22 protein-coding genes and 2 pseudogenes are annotated in these 19,150 nt (G+C 38.6%); 4 read left to right on the top strand and 20 right to left on the bottom strand.

The features are described from left to right. Positions 1 to 11 precede the first annotated feature (11 nt). Entirely contained in the window at positions 12 to 314 is a 303-nt protein-coding gene (locus ACSLUH_RS00120) for a hypothetical protein (RefSeq protein ID WP_448563323.1), read from the top strand. Positions 315 to 424: 110 nt separating this feature from the next. On the opposite strand, the gene ACSLUH_RS00115 is transcribed toward ACSLUH_RS00120, so the two are convergent. Further along, entirely contained in the window at positions 425 to 1,444 is a 1,020-nt protein-coding gene (locus ACSLUH_RS00115) for a LacI family DNA-binding transcriptional regulator (RefSeq protein WP_448563321.1), read from the bottom strand. 279 nt (positions 1,445 to 1,723) lie between these two features. On the opposite strand from ACSLUH_RS00115, the gene ACSLUH_RS00110 reads away from it, so the two are divergent. Further along, positions 1,724 to 2,179 (top strand): hypothetical protein, encoded by a 456-nt coding sequence (locus ACSLUH_RS00110; protein ID WP_448563319.1) that lies wholly within the window; start codon positions 1,724 to 1,726, stop codon positions 2,177 to 2,179. Positions 2,180 to 2,320: 141 nt separating this feature from the next. Then, the gene (locus tag ACSLUH_RS00105; RefSeq protein ID WP_448563317.1) at positions 2,321 to 3,097 is read left to right on the top strand and encodes a substrate-binding periplasmic protein; all 777 of its coding nucleotides are present in this window, start codon (positions 2,321 to 2,323) and stop codon (positions 3,095 to 3,097) included. Positions 3,098 to 3,108: 11 nt separating this feature from the next. On the opposite strand, the gene ACSLUH_RS00100 is transcribed toward ACSLUH_RS00105, so the two are convergent. The 19 genes and pseudogenes from ACSLUH_RS00100 to ACSLUH_RS00010 form a co-directional block, all read right to left on the bottom strand. Then, positions 3,109 to 4,326, bottom strand: coding sequence for an alpha/beta hydrolase-fold protein (locus ACSLUH_RS00100; protein ID WP_448563315.1), 1,218 nt, complete (start codon positions 4,324 to 4,326; stop codon positions 3,109 to 3,111). 235 nt (positions 4,327 to 4,561) lie between these two features. After that, positions 4,562 to 4,858, bottom strand: coding sequence for a hypothetical protein (locus ACSLUH_RS00095; protein WP_448563313.1), 297 nt, complete (start codon positions 4,856 to 4,858; stop codon positions 4,562 to 4,564). 85 nt (positions 4,859 to 4,943) lie between these two features. Beyond that, positions 4,944 to 5,183, bottom strand: coding sequence for a hypothetical protein (locus ACSLUH_RS00090; protein ID WP_448563311.1), 240 nt, complete (start codon positions 5,181 to 5,183; stop codon positions 4,944 to 4,946). 113 nt (positions 5,184 to 5,296) lie between these two features. Continuing rightward, on the bottom strand, positions 5,297 to 6,355 hold the full coding sequence (locus tag ACSLUH_RS00085) for a zinc-binding metallopeptidase family protein (RefSeq protein WP_448563309.1): 1,059 nt from the start codon (positions 6,353 to 6,355) through the stop codon (positions 5,297 to 5,299). A gap of 487 nt (positions 6,356 to 6,842) precedes the next feature. Then, positions 6,843 to 7,730, bottom strand: coding sequence for a dienelactone hydrolase family protein (locus tag ACSLUH_RS00080; protein WP_448563307.1), 888 nt, complete (start codon positions 7,728 to 7,730; stop codon positions 6,843 to 6,845). 165 nt (positions 7,731 to 7,895) lie between these two features. Next, on the bottom strand, positions 7,896 to 9,734 hold the full coding sequence (locus ACSLUH_RS00075; RefSeq protein ID WP_448563305.1) for a serine hydrolase domain-containing protein: 1,839 nt from the start codon (positions 9,732 to 9,734) through the stop codon (positions 7,896 to 7,898). A 270-nt stretch (positions 9,735 to 10,004) separates the two neighbouring features. Next, entirely contained in the window at positions 10,005 to 11,093 is a 1,089-nt protein-coding gene (locus ACSLUH_RS00070) for a serine hydrolase domain-containing protein (protein ID WP_448563303.1), read from the bottom strand. Between the two features lie 164 nt (positions 11,094 to 11,257). Continuing rightward, entirely contained in the window at positions 11,258 to 11,620 is a 363-nt protein-coding gene (locus ACSLUH_RS00065) for a hypothetical protein (protein ID WP_448563301.1), read from the bottom strand. 271 nt (positions 11,621 to 11,891) lie between these two features. Continuing rightward, positions 11,892 to 12,257, bottom strand: a complete 366-nt coding sequence (locus ACSLUH_RS00060; RefSeq protein ID WP_448563299.1) for a VOC family protein — start codon at positions 12,255 to 12,257, stop codon at positions 11,892 to 11,894. A gap of 51 nt (positions 12,258 to 12,308) precedes the next feature. After that, entirely contained in the window at positions 12,309 to 12,692 is a 384-nt protein-coding gene (locus ACSLUH_RS00055) for a nuclear transport factor 2 family protein (RefSeq protein WP_448563297.1), read from the bottom strand. 135 nt (positions 12,693 to 12,827) lie between these two features. Continuing rightward, positions 12,828 to 13,196, bottom strand: a complete 369-nt coding sequence (locus ACSLUH_RS00050) for a hypothetical protein (RefSeq protein ID WP_448563295.1) — start codon at positions 13,194 to 13,196, stop codon at positions 12,828 to 12,830. A 22-nt stretch (positions 13,197 to 13,218) separates the two neighbouring features. Next, complete coding sequence (locus ACSLUH_RS00045; RefSeq protein ID WP_448563293.1) at positions 13,219 to 13,773, bottom strand: porin family protein; 555 nt, start codon at positions 13,771 to 13,773, stop codon at positions 13,219 to 13,221. Positions 13,774 to 13,923: 150 nt separating this feature from the next. Then, positions 13,924 to 14,223 (bottom strand): hypothetical protein, encoded by a 300-nt coding sequence (locus ACSLUH_RS00040; RefSeq protein ID WP_448563291.1) that lies wholly within the window; start codon positions 14,221 to 14,223, stop codon positions 13,924 to 13,926. Positions 14,224 to 14,280: 57 nt separating this feature from the next. Next, complete coding sequence (locus ACSLUH_RS00035) at positions 14,281 to 14,925, bottom strand: glutathione S-transferase family protein (RefSeq protein ID WP_448563289.1); 645 nt, start codon at positions 14,923 to 14,925, stop codon at positions 14,281 to 14,283. 96 nt (positions 14,926 to 15,021) lie between these two features. Next, entirely contained in the window at positions 15,022 to 15,207 is a 186-nt protein-coding gene (locus ACSLUH_RS00030) for a hypothetical protein (protein WP_448563287.1), read from the bottom strand. A gap of 50 nt (positions 15,208 to 15,257) precedes the next feature. Beyond that, positions 15,258 to 15,407: pseudogene (locus ACSLUH_RS00025) on the bottom strand (glutathione transferase); the annotation flags it as partial. 140 nt (positions 15,408 to 15,547) lie between these two features. Beyond that, positions 15,548 to 15,785: pseudogene (locus ACSLUH_RS00020) on the bottom strand (transposase); the annotation flags it as partial. Between the two features lie 15 nt (positions 15,786 to 15,800). Continuing rightward, complete coding sequence (locus ACSLUH_RS00015; RefSeq protein ID WP_448563285.1) at positions 15,801 to 17,042, bottom strand: ankyrin repeat domain-containing protein; 1,242 nt, start codon at positions 17,040 to 17,042, stop codon at positions 15,801 to 15,803. Between the two features lie 336 nt (positions 17,043 to 17,378). Then, the gene (locus tag ACSLUH_RS00010) at positions 17,379 to 18,494 is read right to left on the bottom strand and encodes an acyltransferase family protein (RefSeq protein ID WP_448563283.1); all 1,116 of its coding nucleotides are present in this window, start codon (positions 18,492 to 18,494) and stop codon (positions 17,379 to 17,381) included. 146 nt (positions 18,495 to 18,640) lie between these two features. On the opposite strand from ACSLUH_RS00010, the gene ACSLUH_RS00005 reads away from it, so the two are divergent. Further along, positions 18,641 to 19,150 (top strand): IS110 family transposase (locus tag ACSLUH_RS00005; RefSeq protein WP_448563281.1); only part of this gene is annotated, 510 nt, incomplete at its 3' end.

Here is a 19,150-nt window from a genome sequence, read left to right as displayed (position 1 = left end):
AAAGGCCAGTTATGAGTATATGTTCAGAGTTTGCAGTCTTTAAAGTTTCAAAAGAAAATAAATCTAGAATTATTGAATTGAGTTTATCTATTTTTAAGGAAATGAATGCCAACGGGACGGTGATAACTGCTCATGAAATACTACAAAAAACAGATAATGAAAATGAATTGTGTTGGCATCTAACGTGGATTAGCCAAGAAGCAGCAAAAGAAACAACGGCACAATGGCCTTCGTTCCCTAGTACAAAAGAATTTCAATCTCTGGTAGGTGATAATGTTTATTACGGTCATTTTATTGAAGCAGTTTCCACATAACAAGAGACTATGGTGCTCAATGTCCGATTCTGGCAAGGAAGGGACTAGAAGGTTTAATTGAGTCCTTTTAGTCGACTCTGACAGCTCTAGTTAAAACTTTTTCATCTTAGTTAACTCCCACACGACTTACGGACAATGAGAGTGGTAGGCATTAGTGTATCTTGTGGGCTTTCGCCGTTAATAAGCGCGATTAAATTATCCACTAATAATTCGCCGGCAAGCTTAGTATCTTGTTTCGCCGTGGTCAGTGAGGGGATGGTAAAACTGGCAATGGCGATATCATCAAAACCGACAACCGCCACTTGCTCAGGTATTTTGATGCCATGCTCTTGCAAAGCACGCATCGCGCCAATGGCAATCAAATCACTGGCGCCAAATATGGCATCAAACTCAACGCCTTTTTCAAGCAGTTCTGTCGCCGCTTGGTAACCGGATTCTTCTACCGAATAGGCATCGATTTGCTTTTCTGAATCCACGGTAAGCTTGTGATCAGTTAATGCCTGACAATAACCGTGATATCGCGCCAGAAACTCTGGCGAATGGGTCGAGGCATCACCTAAAAACGCAAACTTAGTTCGACCTTTTTTGATTAAATGTTCGGTGACTTGATAGCCGCCGTGAAAATTATCGCAGCCCACTGACAACACTTTGTCGTTATCAACTTTCGCTCCCCAGCGGACAAAATGGGTGTTTTGTTCACTAAGCTTTATTAATTTATCTTCATAGTCAACAAAATCGCCATAGCCGAGCAAAATCAAACCATCAGCCTTTTTACTGTCTTCATAATCGGCATGCCAGTCATCACTTAATTGTTGAAAAGATACCAGCAAGTCAAACCCTTTTTGTGCACACGCTCGGGTAATGCTACCCAGCATTGACAGGAAAAAAGGATTAATTAAAGAATCATCGTTGGTTGGGTCTTCGAACAATAATAAAGCAATGGTATTACTTTGTTGCGTACGCAAGCTACTGGCATGCTTGTCGACTTTATAATTGAGCTCTCTAGCAATCGCTTGAACTTTAAGGCGCGTTTCTTCATTAACCAAAGGGCTGTTACGTAGTGCCCTTGACACGGTTGATTGAGATACCCCTGCACGGTAGGCAATATCAAATGAAGTTGCTTTGGCCAATGATCTGCTCCTAAAAACATGATTGACTCAATAGTAGCGCCCGAATCACGCTAAGTACATATTTGTTATCAAATTATTGTAACCTGAGCGTGTTATTCTTTCGCGGATAAATTTGCTTCCAGCGATCAACATGGCTTAGCCCGATTGGCTTTAGCGACAATAGCTATCTGTAATAAACCTCTGATAAAGTGTTTAGAAAATGTAAACTCGCTTCATTTCCTTGAACTAACGTTCTACTATTGTGCTCAAACCGCTATCAATATTATTAGGGTAACTCTGATGAAAAAAATATTACTGAGTCTTATTATGCTTACTGGCTGTTCATCAAATGGTGTTGATAGAGAGTTACAAAACCAAATGCTTCATGAATTTTACGCCAATGCGAGTTCCGTTAAGCAAGTCACACTATCTTCTGATGTCACCACTGGTATGGTCGGCGGCGCTTTTGCTGGTGCTGTTGACGAGCTTGATGGTGATAGTGAAGATATCATCGCTGGTGGTATCGCTGGCGCATTGGTGGGTGGATTTTTTACCGCTTTATTTGAAGGCCCACGTGACGCCTATGAGTACCAATTATCCTCCGTAGAGGAAGGTGAGTTTGCCATTATTCAGCGCGAGAGAATTGATATTAGTTCAGGTTGTGTCAAAGTAAGAGTGGCAGACAAAGCGGTTGTGCTACCAGCTAAAAAAGCAATGTGTGCAACTAAACAGCGATCAACATACCCCGTTAATTAATCAATTTAGTAAGAAACTTTTTAGTATTCAAATAAGCTTGCTAAATATATCAGGCAACAAGTAAAATTTTTCGTATACTTAACACTGCTCATTAAATTGCTTGATAAGTTTGGCCAAGCATACGAAGTTTTGAGGATTGCCTTGTACACTGCCATTAAACGGTTAAAAACTTATTGTATTTTCTTGGGGTTCTTATTTACTTCAACGCTTTGCTATGCCGAAAATATTGTCATTGGTGTACCTGATGCTGGGTATCCGCCGTTTATCATTATTAAGGATAAACACGTTTCAGGTATATTAATTGAGCCTCTGGAGTTAGCAGCAAAGAACATCGGCGTCACGATTTCCTATACCTTTTTACCGGAAAACCGTTCAAAAGTTATGCTGGATCATCATAGTATCGACGCCAGGATGGAGTCAGTCGAATGGGTTAGTAATCCAGAAGATTATCTATGGAGCGAGCCTATCACCCAGTTAGATGATATCTTGGTTTATCATAAAAGTGCCCAAACAGATTATGAAACTGAACAGGCATTATACGGGAGTGAGTTAATAGCCCATTTAGGCTACACTTATCCAACCCTTGAACCCTTGATTAAAGACAAGCGCCTTAAACGCCTCGACTTTACTTCAGAGCGTAAAATGCTGCAGGGGCTTTACTTAACAAAAGCAGGCAGTAAACGCGTTGCAATAATGAATAAGTACGTTGCTCAATGGCTCATCAAAGAGACTCCGCAATTTCACAACACCTTTAAATTTAGTGAGCGAGTTATCGCGACAGCGCCATTACAATTTCAATTTGATAAACGAGACGAACTGGCTCCCATCGTAGCTAAGCTTAATCATGAGCTACGCAAAATCAAAAAGAATAAAGTCGTCGAGCAAATTGCTCAAAACATTCTTGCTTCTGCGCAGTAAGTTATCTCTTTTTACTCATGAATTACGTTCTGTAATTCAGCAACCTTGCTTTGATAATAAGCTTTATCTGCGCTTGAATCATTTATCCTTTTCGCCGATTTCAATGCTTGCTGATACGCTGTTAGCGCCTCGGGTAACATTTTTTTCTGTTCATAAAGAAATGCAATCGCTCCATAAATACGCGTTGGTTGTTGATAACTATCAACGCGTTGTTCTAGTAACTCAATCCCTTCATCGACTTTCCCTTCTGCCATAAAATTAAACGCTAAGCCCGTTAATATATGATAAGGAATTTGACTACTATCACCGTACGCTTTACCACGCTGCGTGAAAAAATCGGTTAAGCCCTTTAAGCCGCCAAAATCGATAAAACCTTGATAGCTTGTCAGTGCTGGCGCTTCATAATCGCTAAATACCGCACTTAACCCTTTAAAAAGCGCGGGATAAGCAACCGATGTATGGTTTTGCTGTCCTAAATGCTCTCGTTGCCAATCAAAGCCTTGCAGAGGATGTTGGCTAAAATACTGCGCTAAATTAATAGAAGCATCAACAAACCCTTGCCCTTCCCTTAATTTATCGCCAACCGAAAAATATAATGATTTGTCGACCAAAGTTCGCTGCGCTAACGCTTTATCTAACTGACTATACAAGTCTTGCTCACTGCTATCCATCGCACTGCTTGACGCGATGTAATAATCAAACAGCATAGCTTTAGTTGCTAAGGCCGTCATTGTCACCATTCCCATGGCTGAATGACCAAACAGGATGTTTTTTTGTGAGGTGACATATTGACTATCGATGTATGGGATAACCTCTTTTTCGATAAACCTGATAAATGTTGACCGATCGTCATAGGCATCTCGCATTCTCTGGCCGGTATTATTAGCAATAGCGACCACGATAACTTGTGGCATTTTACCACTTTCATGCAAAAGCTCGCTTGAGAGCACCGCATTTTTAAAATGAGAATTGCCGTCAAGTACATATAAAACCGGATATTGAATGCCTTTTTGGGGGTAATCACTTGGCAAATTTATCAACAACTCACGCTGTTCATTTAACACTTCAGATTCAAGCCAAACTTTTTTACCAAAGTCTTTGGTAATACGCAGTTCTTTATCATCTGCTGTATTTTCAGATACTGAACTTGTCTTTTCAAATGGTATGGCAAACGCTTGGGTAGCGGTTAGTAGTAAGATAGATAAGGTGCTCAGTGAGATAAAACGCATGACTGTTCCATTTATTATTATTATTTCGAAAACGAGCTTAAGCTATTACTCAAAAAAAAACGAGCAATGTCCCAATATAAATAACCCAGCTTAGTGCAATTCAACTATTGCAGGGTACACTGAAAGCTTCAGAAAAAGTAATACTTAACCTTATTTAACCTAAAAAGGTCAGGAGGTTAACCTACACTACCTTAAACCGTGCTGTCATCAACAAAAACGTAAGCAAATATAAAACTTAACTGACAACAGCTAGCATTAATAGCACTCCCCAGGATAAGGTTAATACACTAGAAAAAATAGTCGACCAATTAGGTAATTTTTGCTTTAACGCACAGATAAATAAATCGGTGCAGCTAAATAAACCGATAAATGGAAAAGTTAAAAACGTAAGTATTACTCGTGGCTGTGTATCAGAAAAGTAAACTTGCCAAAAACTTGATTGGTTTTTAGCTTTAGTGTCAACATAGCAAAGATAAGCTGGCGAACTTATTAACATGATTAATAAGGCCACGATCAACAAATATTGTTCCATTCCACTCTTCCTTGAGGTTTAACGTTAAGAAAAGCTCCTCCATACCTTAGGAGAGCCCTTTCTAATCAATCTTTTTACAAGCGCATTAGTTCATTGCGAGCAAGTCTTGAAATTTCGGTTCAAGCTTTTGTTCTAATTTGGCCATACGCTGTTTAATCTGTGTTGCCGAAGAATCTATTTGCTCAAGCTTTGCAGTTAATGTTGCAACCTCTGAGGCAAGCTTCGAGCTTTGTACACTCATTTGGTAATTCATATACCCCAAAAAAGTTATCGCTCCCAAAAGCGCGACAATCGTCACGGTTTGAACGGTTAAAATTTTCTTCATTTGACCTCCCTATTAACAACAACTGCTTATATAGACGTAGTTTTTATCAAAAAGTTTGATTAAAAACCAAATTTCTTTACTGTTTAGTTAGCGTCAACTTATTAGGGTGCCTGTTATGCTTGCAAAGAAAGCCTGGTGAGTATATTTAAAAACGCCTCCACTGAAGCCAAAGAACCCGACTCCTCCATGGTATGATAACCCGTGGTGGGTACTTGGATTGTTGTTCCGTCAACTAAGCCGTTTGAGCTAGCAATAATCCGCCCAAGCTCTGTACTGCCAATAGAATGGGGAGCTATTCCTTTTGTGATCAGTTCTTGGTTAACTTTTTCAACATATTCATCTTTATAAATAAAACTAACATTTTGCTGCTGGCATATTTGCTCAACCAGTCGAGTGGCCTGAGGATTAAACTGGGCATTGGCGTCTTTTTTTCTCAACACGAGTAGCTGTTCATTGGCTGAGGCCACATCTGGGAACGGGCTGGTATCTACCACAAATAAACGGTTAGTTGAGCCGCCAAAACGACGGAACCACTCCAATAAGTAACGCCAGCTTTTCCCAGCTTCTTCCTGAGCGGTAAAAAATACCGTTCCTTCAAAGCCTAAGCTAAATAAATGTACTAACGCAGCGGCAGATAAGACATTATCAAGCTGACCAATTAAACGATCATCAGCAATTCTTAATTTATCTTTAAAAGCGACAGGCGTACCGGCAACGGCGCTTTCTAGGCCATCAATTTCAAAAATCAAGTTATTGCGATATTCACACACATAGGAGCTTTTTATCATCCCTTGGCCACGATAAGCGCCAGACCACGGTTCATAAGCATATACTGGGGTTGATTTAAAGCGCTCCGTAATTTTTGTCATTAACTCTTCAGAGACAGAGTTATTAAGTAAATCGGTACGGTTAGCTGAAATAAAAGCCGCATACTGAAATTCATTGGGTCCAGTGCAAATTAAGCCATGGCGATCGATATGGGCGGAAAACATCGTACTAAATGGATTTTTGCCTTGTGCAACAAGTAGCCCCTCATACCATGTCACCGTAGCGCCGCGCTCTTCTAATTCACGTTGTAAAACGCGAAAAAAAGAATGTTCAGCACCAACCACACTTGGGTGTCGGATGATTTCTTTTAGTAAGTCGATAAACTCATGGGTTGATGTGGTCATTACAATTTTCTCTGCTCAAGGCCTTTCCTAGAGCGTGTTGATCTTTGATGTACATTTTTGCAGCAGTTCATTTGAAGTTTATACAAGACAGAGTCTATGTAATGTGGTTATTCCCCATAAATAGGCAATAACGAAGTAAAAATTTCAAATGGGCGCTGTCCTTCGGATTCGTTTAAACGTGATTTACGCTTTGTTGTAACTCATTTGTATAGAATAACTATACTGTATTCGCCACGCCTCGATTAAATCACGTTTAATTCGAACAAAATTTGTACCGCAAAGATCAACACGCTCTAGACTTAACGGTAAATTTACAAAACAACTAAAGATTTCAGCTAAGTTGCTGGCTTAAATCAATTAATTATCACTGCACCTTGCACTAAACAAGTTTAGCGCAAGTATCTGCTCAGCGTGTAACTCTGGCAAGAAATATTCATCAATTATCACGACTATTTTTTCTTATTAATGAACCACTTTTGTTAAGTATTCACTTTAGCTGTTGATTAAAAAAGCGAACCATCATCTGGTTGGATTTTTTACGCGCTCTTACATTAGCTTTCATCGTAACCTCTCCACCTTGCCCCAGGTGACTATATGGGTCTTGAACAACGATGTCTTCTTCAAAAGTATTAAAAGCATGATAAGCATTTTTAAAGACATGCACTTGCGCCAAACTCTGCTCTTGCTCAGATAAGCTTGCGACCCAATTATGACAACTTTCGGGGGTGTCATAATCATCTAATTCGCCAGTTAATATCTGTATTGGCTTGCCGGTCGAACTATTCACGGCATAAGGTGGTATCGCAGTATATACCCAGCACACCGGATAAAAAGCGACATGCGCAGCAAACCGATAGTTAGGTGATAATTGCGAGGCCAGGTTTTGCTCTCTTGTTAGCATAGTGATCACGCCGCCCCAAGAAAATCCCAAAATGCCAATCTTATCAGCATCAACCTGTGGTAAGTCAGCTAAAAATTTCAACGCAGCAAAGGCATCTGGTAAAGTTTCATGCACTGCGGCTGGACGTTGAAAACTTCCATCCAAAGCGCCACGAGCAGACCACAGGTCAATCTCTAAGGTCGCAAAACCGGCCGCATTCAATGCTTTTTTATGATACTCGCCACGTGAATCTAACCCATTGCTACCATGAGCAATAACCACGGCGGCTTTACTGGTATAAGTTTTAGGAAAGGTTAATTCTGCGCCAATGGTATAATTGTTATGTAACCCGTTAACATCGATACTGACATAAGAGGTTTTGGTATCACTACCAAAGCTATCGTTACCAATAGCTTGTGCCATTACTTGCGCTTTTAGAGGATGGTTAACCAAGGTCAAAATAACCACCAAAAAAGCAAACACTAGATGTTTCATGAACTCTCCTTGTAAATTGTAAAAAATGTTCCGAATAGATTAATACGATAACATAACATGCTCTGAACGCTACCATATCAATCATTTATGTATGTTAACATACCTACATGCTCGTCTGTCACTCCCTCGTTAATCACAAGATAAATCATATTCACAAAGCTAAAATCAACGCCAAAATACCACTGGAATTTGCTGCCATAACAACAAAACAATGCAAAACTGTAATGATAATAGCAAAGCAATCACATCCATCTTGAAAACCGTTTTACTAATAGATGACTTTTTCACACAGACATACAAAGAGGCAATGATCGATAAAAGTAAGCCTCCCGATAAAACGGCCAAGGATAAACTCGCCGCCGTAACATCACCAAAACGTAAAAATGACTGATTAATAAACAACACGATTGGCACTATAAACAGTATTAAATTAATAAATGTTAAACCTACTCGGTTAAAACGCTCAATATCTCTCTTTATTAGTCGAATCATGCCAACGAATAACACGTAAGCAAAGCCGAACAAACCACTTGCGATACTTAGCCAATATAAAAGAACAGGCACAAACGCACCTTTTTTATAGGTTTTTAAGCCAGTGGTAAGCATTAACTCACCGTCTGCATTTTGAAAGAAAACGTGTGATACCTGATGACGGTTTTGCTCTCGAAAACGATTATGACCTATTGGTTCGAGTATTTTATCTTTTCCCTCTAGTGACTTAATAATTAATTGATTTTCTTCAACGCTAATAAAACGATACTGAAAGACGCGGTCAACAAATTCAAATTCGGCGACATTATTCGGTGATAAAAAGAACATCCCCTCTAGCGTCGATAAATCTTCATTGGCTGTGCTCGCACTAACTTTTGCGCTAGGCTCTAATGCTAAATGCTGAATAAATATCTGATTAAAGCGTTCTGTATTAGCACTTTCACTATCGGTGTTTATCGAAAAGAAGTAACCTTTTTGTTGCTCTGGATAAATGCAGGTATAGGCATAGTAGCCAAAAGTGCTGCCAGGATGACACATTCCGATAACATGATGTCGATCACGAGTAACAAACGCCAAACCATGGCCTATTTCAAGCCCAGCATTAACAGCATCGGTAGCATGAGGCACTGCAAGCGCCTCAATTAATTCTCTTTTTATGAAAACACGTTCATTTAATACGCCTTGCCCATTAATCAAATTGATAAATTTTGCCATGTCAGCGGCAGTGGTGGTAAATTGTCCTGCTGGCCTTAAATAGGTTGCAACCGCAGGTTGTGCTACTCCCCCTTCAAAGTATCCCATCGCAAGTGATGCGTCAGCATTTTCACCTTCTTGGCTAAGAAAGACAAAGGTGCTATCGCTCATCGACAATGGCTTGAGCAGATGATTATCTAAATATTGCTCATAAGCCTGATTGGTGACTTTCTCGATTACCATCCCTAAAATAGCGTATCCCATATTAGAATAAGAATACTGAGTACCCGGTTTCGTTCTCACCTTAAGTAACTCACTATCGCGAGCGGCAAAAGCTTCTTTTAATGGTGTTGTTGGTGTTACGCGAGTGTTTAGCAACTGCCACATTCTGATATTATCAAGCCCTGCACTGTGCTCGAGTAAATGCCTAACCGTAATCGGATCGCCTTCCGACCAAGGATTTTTAAACGCTAATTCAGGCAATAATTGCTCTACGTTGGTATCTAAACTGAGTTTATTCTCCGTTATCAGCCTTAACACACCCAACGCTAGTACTGATTTAGCAACAGAGCCAACATGCACTTTATGATCAGCTGTCATTGCTTGATTTAACGCCAGGTTAGCGCTGCCTGCACTTCCGACTTCAACCACACCATTAGATACAGTCGCCCATGAGATACCAACGAGCTTCTCTTCAACAAGCGCAGTGTTTATCTGTTCTTTCAGCGACTGATTGGTCTTGGCTTTTGCTAAAGGGGTTGTTGTAATGATAAAAATGAGAAGCGAAATAACAAAAGTGAAATATTTTTTTAGTAACACCAGAAAACTATCCTTCAAGATGGTATCGATAACGTAAACATTGTATAAACGAGAGCGATATAATTTATGTAATAGATTGTTATAATTAAAATTTTTATATTTAAGTGACTGTGGTATTCTATCGATTTTCGACCACTAAATCGATGAATAATAAGGAGATGGATAATAAAGCATACAGACCATCTAAAATGATTAACCACCACATAGTTTGAGACGCACTTATCACTTCAACTTAAAAGCATCGTCTATCGTGCTGCTGACCACTATGACTTACCATTGTTCGTGCTCGAGCATTGTTTGCGTTATCAATTTTGCAATTTCCCATCGAGGGGTATTACTGGCATTACTCAGTAAAACCATCGCATTTTGACCTTCTGGATATGCCAAAATCAGTGACTTATACCCCCTGATACTGCCGGGATGGCGAATAACGTTACCAAGGTCACTTTGATACACTTGCCAGCCCAGCGCCATGTGGATTTCTCCCCATGAGGTCTTTAATTGAGGAGCTAGCATCGCGCTATACGATTTTTCATTCAAAAGCGTGGCATCTTTAGCCAGTGTCAATTTAAGCCACTGACTCAAATCAACCACCGAAGACACTAACCCTTCGCTCGGATTAAATGATAAATCATAGGGCCGCTGCTCTGCCGAGTTGATAAGCCTTCCTTTGTGCGTAGGTTGCGCATCACTAAGGCTGGTATTTTTTCCTTCAAAATAACGGCTTTTGCTCATCCGGCTAGGCATTAAAATATGCTCATGAATATAGGCCTCAAAAGCTTGACCAGAAATTGCGCTGATCACTGCCCCTAAGATATTAAAGTTAGTATCGCTATACTCAAATTGCTTGTTTGGCTTGGTATTTCTTGGCGTAGTATTTATTGAATTGGTATTTAACGACTCAGCAACGTTTAATAAGTAAGCCCCTACCGACCGGCCATCTATATAATTTAAAGGCCTAATTTGGTCACTTATACCGGAAGAATGTGTTAACAACTGCAATATTGTGACATCACTATCTTTAAAGGCTGGTAGATATTGGCCAATGTTATCATTAAGCGCTAACTTGTTGTCCTCCACTAACTGCATCACCGCTTGCGCCGTAAACAGCTTAGATATGGAGGCGACGCGAAACACAGCGTCCTTCGTTGTTGGTCTTGCTTGAGCTTTATCTAAAAATCCAAAACCTTTTGTATAGGTGATCTCACCCGCACTAATGATAGCAACCGCCATCGATGGAATATTGTGTTCGACGCGAATACCTTCTAAGGCAGACGTAAGTGCTTTATCAACTGCCTGACTATTGGCATTAACATTAAAAGATAAAATAATAAAAACGAAGAGGGTTAATTTATACAAAAAAAAACCTTTTGGTTGAGACAACAAAACAAATAGTAACGTGAAGTAATGTAATTTGATAATAGCGTACTAAAATCATCGTCAATGTAAAACTGAGCGATTTAACCGTGGCATTTAGTAACTAACCTTTAGTAACTAATCAATATTCAACAGATTATAAATAACTAAACAAACATTCCATTAACCAAAATGGCAGGCAAAAAGAAGCTCACCGCAAAAATATAGGAGCTTGTCAATGTCAGCGCGATAACACAAAAAGCAGCATGTGTTGTAAAAACTCTTGGTTTTAACAGTGAACTGCTAAGCACACTACTTTTTAATATCTGAAGCTCTAAACGCGCGCGCCTATAGAGTTGCTGACACCTCAAAATGAGAGGATTAAAATAAACAACCAAAGCACCAAACGCTAACTCAATTCCTCCCATATCAAGTAAAAACAACATTTCAGGGCCAGCAAGCGCCGCGGCAAAGATAAATAAGCCCACTAATGCTTTTTGAAATGTCGTTAACTCTTTCCATTGATTCATATCTAAACCTTTATCATGGTTGATGTTAGATTTATTCGAGGTTTAATCTAACATCAACCAAACAATGATCTTTAATGATGATAATTAAACACGCACCTATATGTTATTTCTTACTCAAATCGAAGCGTTAAACTGCTATTTTCGCCCTTCTATAAAAGCAGGTATTGCACCATCAAGCTGGCACCAGTTGGCTTTTTATACGTGGTATAGATTTGTACAGCCAAAGTTACCAGAATATCATCATCAAATGTTGCAACAATATCTATACCACTTAACTATTAGTGGTATAGAAACATATTTTATTGCTATCTAAATCTCTTACATAGGCGGAATGCATATTAGAGCGTATTCTCGGCTCGCCCTCACTGACGCCGCCTAATTCTAACGCTTTATTATGCAAGCGATCGACTTCTTCAATTGAGTCCACATGAATACCAACCATAGTGCCATTACCATTAGTCGCAGGGTTTTCATCAAACGGCTGTGCTATAGCAAACATAAAATCGGCATTTCCCCACAAGGTCATGCGTCCTTCACCGTGAATTTTATTTAAACCACAGCCATCAAATAATTGATCATAGAAGGCGACCGCCTTTTCTTTGTCATTGGTGCCAAAGACAAAATAATTCATTTTCATTTTATATACTCTTATTAACTTATTGTTATGTTTACCCTTTAAATAGCAAAGTTAACTGATATCTTTGATATAGCTAATTTTGCCTTCAAGAAACTCAAAATAGGTTTTGCCCTTTAACTCAATTACTTGGCCTGCTTTGAGGCCATTATCGAGATCTTTCGCTATCATAGCAGTGTAATCAATGCTAACCATCGCAGACCTCTCATCCGTTGAAATATCAGTGATGGTTTGCTGACGAGAGCTAAATAATTTGGCAGAGTCTGTTGCAAGCTGCTCAAATTCTAGCTTACCTTCTGTGCGCGCATTGACCTCACCATTTGATTCATTTTCAAAAACAATGTTCTCAGTAAGTAGTGTTAGCATTCCTTTAACATTGAAAGCATTGTAATAACTCACATAGGACTCGATCAGCTCATTATTGTCACTTTCTATCATAATAATACTCCTTACTTAAGTTGCCTTATTCATGTTTACGCCGATAACCTAATACTTTAAACCATCTAGCACATTTGCTCTTGGAATAAACACTTTGAAAAGGTTTAACGATAAACAATCCTATCATCTATTTTGTTAGGAATAATCTTGCCAAATAATCGAAGCTATTTTCCAACCCTGAGACGTTAAAATTAATTGAATATGCTTTTCTCCTTGCCCAGTATAGGGTTGCCCATTTAGTAAGCCACTTTTACCATATGTCGATATACGTGTGGCAAGCCCCATAGAAGTGATGGTTTGATGTTCTATTTCCCACTCATAAAATTCAATCAGTGAGCCATCAGTTAATAATCGTTTTCTGGGTAATATAAATGCATCAACTGACATTACTTCTAGATGTTGTTCGTGTCGCTTGACAATATTAGCGCCATCGATAAACATCCCTTTTAGTTCATCGAAATTAGGTGTTTTTCCGTCGCGGTTGTCAAATATTGAAAAAAACAACCTGATTACACTATCTACATTGTTAAAAATGATAACTGATACCTGCTTTAAGTCCTTTAATGTCTAAATGCGGACCTAAGTTCAAAACTTCATAGCCAGCATTAATCTCAAGCCCATTATCAAATTGATAACCCCAACCAATTGAAAAGCCGAAATCATGGTCATCTTCGCTATAAACCACTTCATTATCGTCAACGACATCAAAATCATATTGGAGCGCATCAACCTTAAAATACACGAAATTTCTTTTTGATAATGGGTAGTCTACTAACACTGAAAGCAATATGGCGCTGTAATCAATTTTAGAGTCAGTAAAGATATCGATAAGCACACCACTAGCCTTACTGCTGTCACCTTTTAAATAACCTAAACCAAATGAAAAGCTCTCAGCCACCTGATATTGATAAGAGTATATATAATGAGTTGTTACTAAATCATTTAGGTCAGATGTTTTTTCATCTGAGCCATTATCGATATCTGAGTAACTATAATTTAGTCCGATTGAATGAAGCTTTTGATTAGCAAAAGCTGAAAAGCAGATAAAACAACTTATAGCAATTATTACTATGCGTGGCATTTCTTTTCCTTTCCGTGTGAAAGTATACTGACTTGGGTAACGACTTACCTTGCCTAAAACAAAGCGCCATTTACCCGATCGTTATGTAATTTGAATAACACCTAAATCTTCAGGCATTACACCATATTAATATACAACGTATTCAACACACTATTCACTGTGATAAATGAAACATTTTATTTCATCTCTAAATTGATGAGCTCGTTCATGACACTCAGCTAACGCTCTTTTTTCCGCTTGTTCAATGGTTGGATAAGCGTAGCCAAAACCAAAAAAATCACGCTGCTTAAATTTGGCGACAGCAAAAGCCTTATGTGTTTTAGCGGCATTTTGGTAGCTAACAAAGCCTGCTTTAGTATTGGTACTAAACTTATCTAAATTTTCCGGCACTTTTTGCGTTGACGCACAGCCCGCTAAAATGAATATTAAAGATATGATCATTTTTTTCATGATACTGTCCTTGTGAATTAATACTGAATATTTAAGCTTTCAAGCTACTTATTTAACCTATGATTGAAAGGGTTGCAGATCGATACCTTCAATTTCACAAACTGCCTTTATGGTTGGGTTTGCGCAAAGACGCTTCAAATAAGCGGCTAGGTGTTCAAAAGTTAATGGCGATCTTGCTATCGGCAGTGACCATTCCGCCAGCATAAATAGGAAGTAGTCGCATGCGGTGAGTGTGTCACCAAGTAAATAATCATTGTGCATTAACTGGTCATTAATAATTGATAACGCATCGGCAATTCTTTCATCTTGTGCGCCAACAACATTTGGAATGGTAGCCTCATCATTAGTATGGCGATGTGGATAATAACGCACCATCAGCTCGGCTTGCAGTGTGTTATTCAAAAAAGCTAACCATTGAAAAAATAATGGCCGCGCAGGATCGCCTATCGATGGCATTAAATCTGATTCTGGGTGCAATTCACAAATGTGTATGCAGATTGCAGAGCTTTCGAATATTGGCTGCTCCCCAATCACTAAAGTAGGGATCCGCCCTGCTGGGTTTAGTCTGAGATAATCCGCTGATTTCTGTGAATTGGATTTTTTATCAACTAACAATAGCTCGTAGTCTGCATTCAAATGATGCAACAAAAAGTGTGGCGCTAAACTCGCGTTATTAGGATAATAGTATAGTTTGAACAACATTGCTTCCTTGTAAAAATTAATAAAGGGAGGGGTTATACAATGGGAATAAGGACAGAGCAAGTATTTCTCACTTGCGCCGCCCTCGTTGGTTTTTGATTACTTTAAGCTTTTTATAAAACCGATAGTACCAAGACCTATTGCACAGCTAAGCACAATAACATCCAGACTATACGATGGCTCTTGAATAACTAAAACTGTACCTAAGATTGTCGTCAAAATACTTGCATTAGTGTATTGATTTTGCTGACTATGTTTTTCTATTTTGTTGATGACTTCATCCATAATTTTTACTCCATCTTGTTGTTGCTTGACGTTGTGTTCACTGACAACGTTTAATATAACTGCAAGCCATCGTAGGGATTTATTTTTAAAGATTCAAGCCTATCGTTTAAGTTGCCCACATGTATCTCCAACTTATGACCATTAGGATCAAGCAGATAAAGTGATTCACCCTCACATTTATTCTGTTTCCATTGCAGGACTGGACTTCCCAAATTTGCGCCTAGTATGTAGCATAACGGAAAACTAGTTCAACAACATGCGTTTGTTAGGCTCTTTTAAAGGCTCTCGATGTTGTGGTCAACCAATATTGACCACTTAACTTAAGTTCCCGCTTTGAAGATCAGTGAATAAGCGCAACACCTTTTTCAAAAAGGTGAGCTGTTTTTTTAAATTTCAATGTTTTCCTTGGTCTTTCAGTTAATGAAGTGGCGATAGTATTTAATTTTTCTGTTAATAAGGCGACAAATCTGTCTTTCGTGGCAAATATTGACGGATTAAACTGTTGGTATTTCATTCGTACCTCGCTGCCAAGGACATTGGAAAGCATTAAAGTAAACAGGAGTACCAATTTCTTTAGTTAACCCGAGAGCGGTTTACTTAGGTTTTGGCAGTTCGCTCGCGTGCTTTGCTCCCTTACTTATCAAGTATCGGTACAACTCTGGAGCCTTTTCACTATCACAAAAATCTAGAGGCGTTTCAAACCAAGGGTTATTCTCATGGAGATTATAGGAGATTGAGTTAATATCAGCCCCCGATTCTACAAGTACCTTCACCGATCCCAATTTATTTGCTCGAACAGCATAATGAAGCGCTGTTTCACCTTGAAACGTAAGCGTTCTCGATTTAACTAGATTTACATCTAGCCCCCTGTTTATTAAGTATTTCAATAACTTCGTATTTCCACTTTCAGCTGTTCTAAAGATAAGACTCTCGCCATTTAAGTCCCGTTCCTTGATACTTGCACCGTAGCCTTCCAATAACTCTATTGTTTGAGCGCTTCCCCGTCGAGCCACCGAAAGCATCGCAACGCATTTGGATTGATGGGACACAATGCTACCATGTTCATCATACTCTGGATAATCAACTAATAAATCCGCCCCACTTTTAAGTAACAAATCTACGGTAGAGGTATGATCATAGGTAGCAGCCAAGTGTAACGATTTATGGCCATACCTAGAGTACAAATTAGGGTCAGCGCCATTTCCAATTAAATGTTCTATAACTTCATTTATTCCTAATTTAGCGGCAATATTGATTGGTAAATCATAATCACTTTGTTTATCTTGAGAGTTTGGATCTTTAATCGCTGTTAACTTTTCAATTATCTTTAATTTCGCTTTTTGATCGTTAGTTTCAAGGTAGTAATCTACTAAATTGCCCAGATTTCGTGGCATAACTTTTTTCTTAACTTTGCGATTTGGACCACTAGATTCGATATCTTTCAAAAGTTCTTCTTTTAGCTTCAATAACTGGTTTTCCCAACCGGTTACCCCATCAGACTCTTCCCATAGCTCCCGTAATTCTGAGCCATTTAATACAAGCTCTAATACTTCTAAACTTAATATTTTAAGTTTAGAAGTAGGCGAAAACCCAGTTACGCTTATCCATGATTTAACTTCAGCATTACATCCCACAATTGGTTCTTTAGAAGCTGATGTTACAATAGCGATGGCTGCAATCGCTTCTTCTTCTTTCGTGCTATCACTCTCGTTCTTTTTAAGAGTTTTACTGAGAGTACTTGAAGTAAACTCAATGGGATTATTAGATTTCTCAAGATCACAAAACCAATCCAACGCACTATCATTCCCAAATGGTTTATTGCTCCAAGACCCCATAAATACTCCTCAATAATTGGTAAATTTCCACATGTAGACATAATAACGCCCTACGAGGTGCTAGCCTCCAAGTTCGTGGGTTAGCAAAGCCAGAACCATAAATTAGTGGCTAAAATAACTAATAACGGAAGCCAACATGAATAAACATAACATAATTTTTGTTGGCTTAGATACCTATCAGGTATTTGATTAAACCGCTCAAGTAGAAGACCAACGTAATCCAAAACCAGTTCAAAATTGAATATAAAAGTAACCAAAGCAGCATTAACCAAGCTCACTCAATATTCCCTCAAAAAAAGCGACGTTTTATTTCGTCTTTGAAGCATGTCCTTGTGGCTATTGAACTTTTCGATTATTGACAGCCATGTTAGGTAACAACTTTTTGAGAATAATAGTAAAAAACATTACATATCCACGCTTCTTTTTCTCAGTAACATGACTCAAGAGAAAGATTAGTAAAGGAACAATGAACCAACAAAAAGCTAGATTTAACAGAGGTAATGTGTCGTAAGGAAAGATAGCAGAGATAAAGTACAGCATTGGCATATGATATAAATATAAGGAAAATGTATGTGAAGACATTTCTTTAACCAATAATTCAAGCTTTTTACCAATAGAGAAAAAATTAGAATTATTAATTAAATGATAGCTACTAAATATATGTAAAGTGACAAATAGCGCTAAAACATAATCAGAAGCAAATTTTTCGGCTGGCTCTAAAAGAATACTATAAAAATCACTTCCTATAACCTTAAGCATAAACGTGTTAATTTCAGACTGTATAGAATTAATAGAAAGTAAGGCGATACCCACAATAGAAATGCTATACAAAAGTAAAGCAACACTAAATGAAAGATAATAGACCTTTAATTTCTTAAAACAGAAAACACCTGCAAGCCAAATAGGTAAATAAAGTAAAATGCTAGGTCCCATGAGTAAACATACAAGACCTAACAACATTAAGCGTTTATTACCTCGCACATATACCAGCACCCCAAAGAATAAATAAAAAAGAACCTCATACCCAAGGGACCAATAAGGTAAGTTGGAAAAAACAGGACTCGCGAGCCAACTTTGATTTGTAAATGTAAAAGCCGAAATAAGTGTCAATATTGGATCGTTTAGTCGCTCATTTAACGAGACAAATGCCGCTTGATTAACTTCTTGTCCTAGATAGTATAGCGAAAGTGTTAACAATAACGCTGGGATAGCAACTGAATAAATTCGAGCAAGCCTACTAACAGTGTATTTGATACCACTTTCTTGTTTTTCAAAAACGACATAAGAAATAACAAAACCTGACAAAACAAAAAAGACCACTACAGCTTCATGACCAAACCCAGCTAATTGCCACAGCCATCCACCAGCAAACCCTGGTACATGCGAAACAAAGACAGCTAAAGCGGCCGAAAACCTTATAAAGTCTAGATAAACTGAGAACTTTCTATTCATTAGATAATTTGTGCCTCCGTATTACCTAGACATAATGACTCCCCACGAGTGCTAGCCTCCAAGTTCGTGGGTTAGCAAAGCCAGAGCCATAATGAGTTTTTCCGTTACGAATTGCGATAGGTAATTAACTAAATATGGTAGGCAGTATGAATAACGATAGCATAATTTTCATTGGCTTAGATACCCATAAATCATTGACACAAATTGCCGTTTTAAAAAGTAATCGAGGTGAAAAGCCTATGAACTACGGGCGTATTAACACCACTAAATCAGCTTTGGTAAAGCTTGCAAGGCAACTTCAATCAACATACCCAAAAGCAACATTGCATTTCATTTATGAAGCTGGTCCTTGCGGCTATTGGATTTATCGGTTGCTCACCAGCTTAAATCATTGTTGTTATATCGTAGCTCCATCACTCATTCCTAAAAAGGCTGGTGAACGAGTAAAAACCGATAAGTGTGATGCTCAGCTTATTGCGCACTACGCCGATGTGATAAAGCCCAGACTCTCTCAGTTAAAGCCAGAAATCATGCAATTGATGAGCGATTTAGTTGCTAGAAGAAATCAACTTCTTGTCATGCAAACCATGGAGAAAAACCGACTGCAAATACTGCCCAAAGAGTTAGCCATGACCATTAAACCAATACTGACGGCA

The sequence above is a fragment of the Thalassotalea ganghwensis genome (assembly GCF_053485795.1).
Note: the sequence above shows the minus strand (reverse complement) of the source record. Positions and strands in the feature narration are given on the sequence as shown.

Coding starts and splice junctions, on each gene's coding strand:
- ACSLUH_RS00120 (WP_448563323.1), top strand. CDS start 12: ATGAGTATATGTTCAGAGTTTGCAGTCTTTAAAGTTTCAAAAGAAAAT.
- ACSLUH_RS00110 (WP_448563319.1), top strand. CDS start 1,724: ATGAAAAAAATATTACTGAGTCTTATTATGCTTACTGGCTGTTCATCA.
- ACSLUH_RS00100 (WP_448563315.1), bottom strand. CDS start 4,326: ATGCGTTTTATCTCACTGAGCACCTTATCTATCTTACTACTAACCGCT.
- ACSLUH_RS00095 (WP_448563313.1), bottom strand. CDS start 4,858: ATGGAACAATATTTGTTGATCGTGGCCTTATTAATCATGTTAATAAGT.
- ACSLUH_RS00090 (WP_448563311.1), bottom strand. CDS start 5,183: ATGAAGAAAATTTTAACCGTTCAAACCGTGACGATTGTCGCGCTTTTG.
- ACSLUH_RS00085 (WP_448563309.1), bottom strand. CDS start 6,355: ATGACCACATCAACCCATGAGTTTATCGACTTACTAAAAGAAATCATC.
- ACSLUH_RS00080 (WP_448563307.1), bottom strand. CDS start 7,730: ATGAAACATCTAGTGTTTGCTTTTTTGGTGGTTATTTTGACCTTGGTT.
- ACSLUH_RS00065 (WP_448563301.1), bottom strand. CDS start 11,620: ATGAATCAATGGAAAGAGTTAACGACATTTCAAAAAGCATTAGTGGGC.
- ACSLUH_RS00060 (WP_448563299.1), bottom strand. CDS start 12,257: ATGAAAATGAATTATTTTGTCTTTGGCACCAATGACAAAGAAAAGGCG.
- ACSLUH_RS00055 (WP_448563297.1), bottom strand. CDS start 12,692: ATGATAGAAAGTGACAATAATGAGCTGATCGAGTCCTATGTGAGTTAT.
- ACSLUH_RS00045 (WP_448563293.1), bottom strand. CDS start 13,773: ATGCCACGCATAGTAATAATTGCTATAAGTTGTTTTATCTGCTTTTCA.
- ACSLUH_RS00040 (WP_448563291.1), bottom strand. CDS start 14,223: ATGAAAAAAATGATCATATCTTTAATATTCATTTTAGCGGGCTGTGCG.
- ACSLUH_RS00035 (WP_448563289.1), bottom strand. CDS start 14,925: ATGTTGTTCAAACTATACTATTATCCTAATAACGCGAGTTTAGCGCCA.
- ACSLUH_RS00030 (WP_448563287.1), bottom strand. CDS start 15,207: ATGGATGAAGTCATCAACAAAATAGAAAAACATAGTCAGCAAAATCAA.
- ACSLUH_RS00015 (WP_448563285.1), bottom strand. CDS start 17,042: ATGGGGTCTTGGAGCAATAAACCATTTGGGAATGATAGTGCGTTGGAT.
- ACSLUH_RS00010 (WP_448563283.1), bottom strand. CDS start 18,494: ATGAATAGAAAGTTCTCAGTTTATCTAGACTTTATAAGGTTTTCGGCC.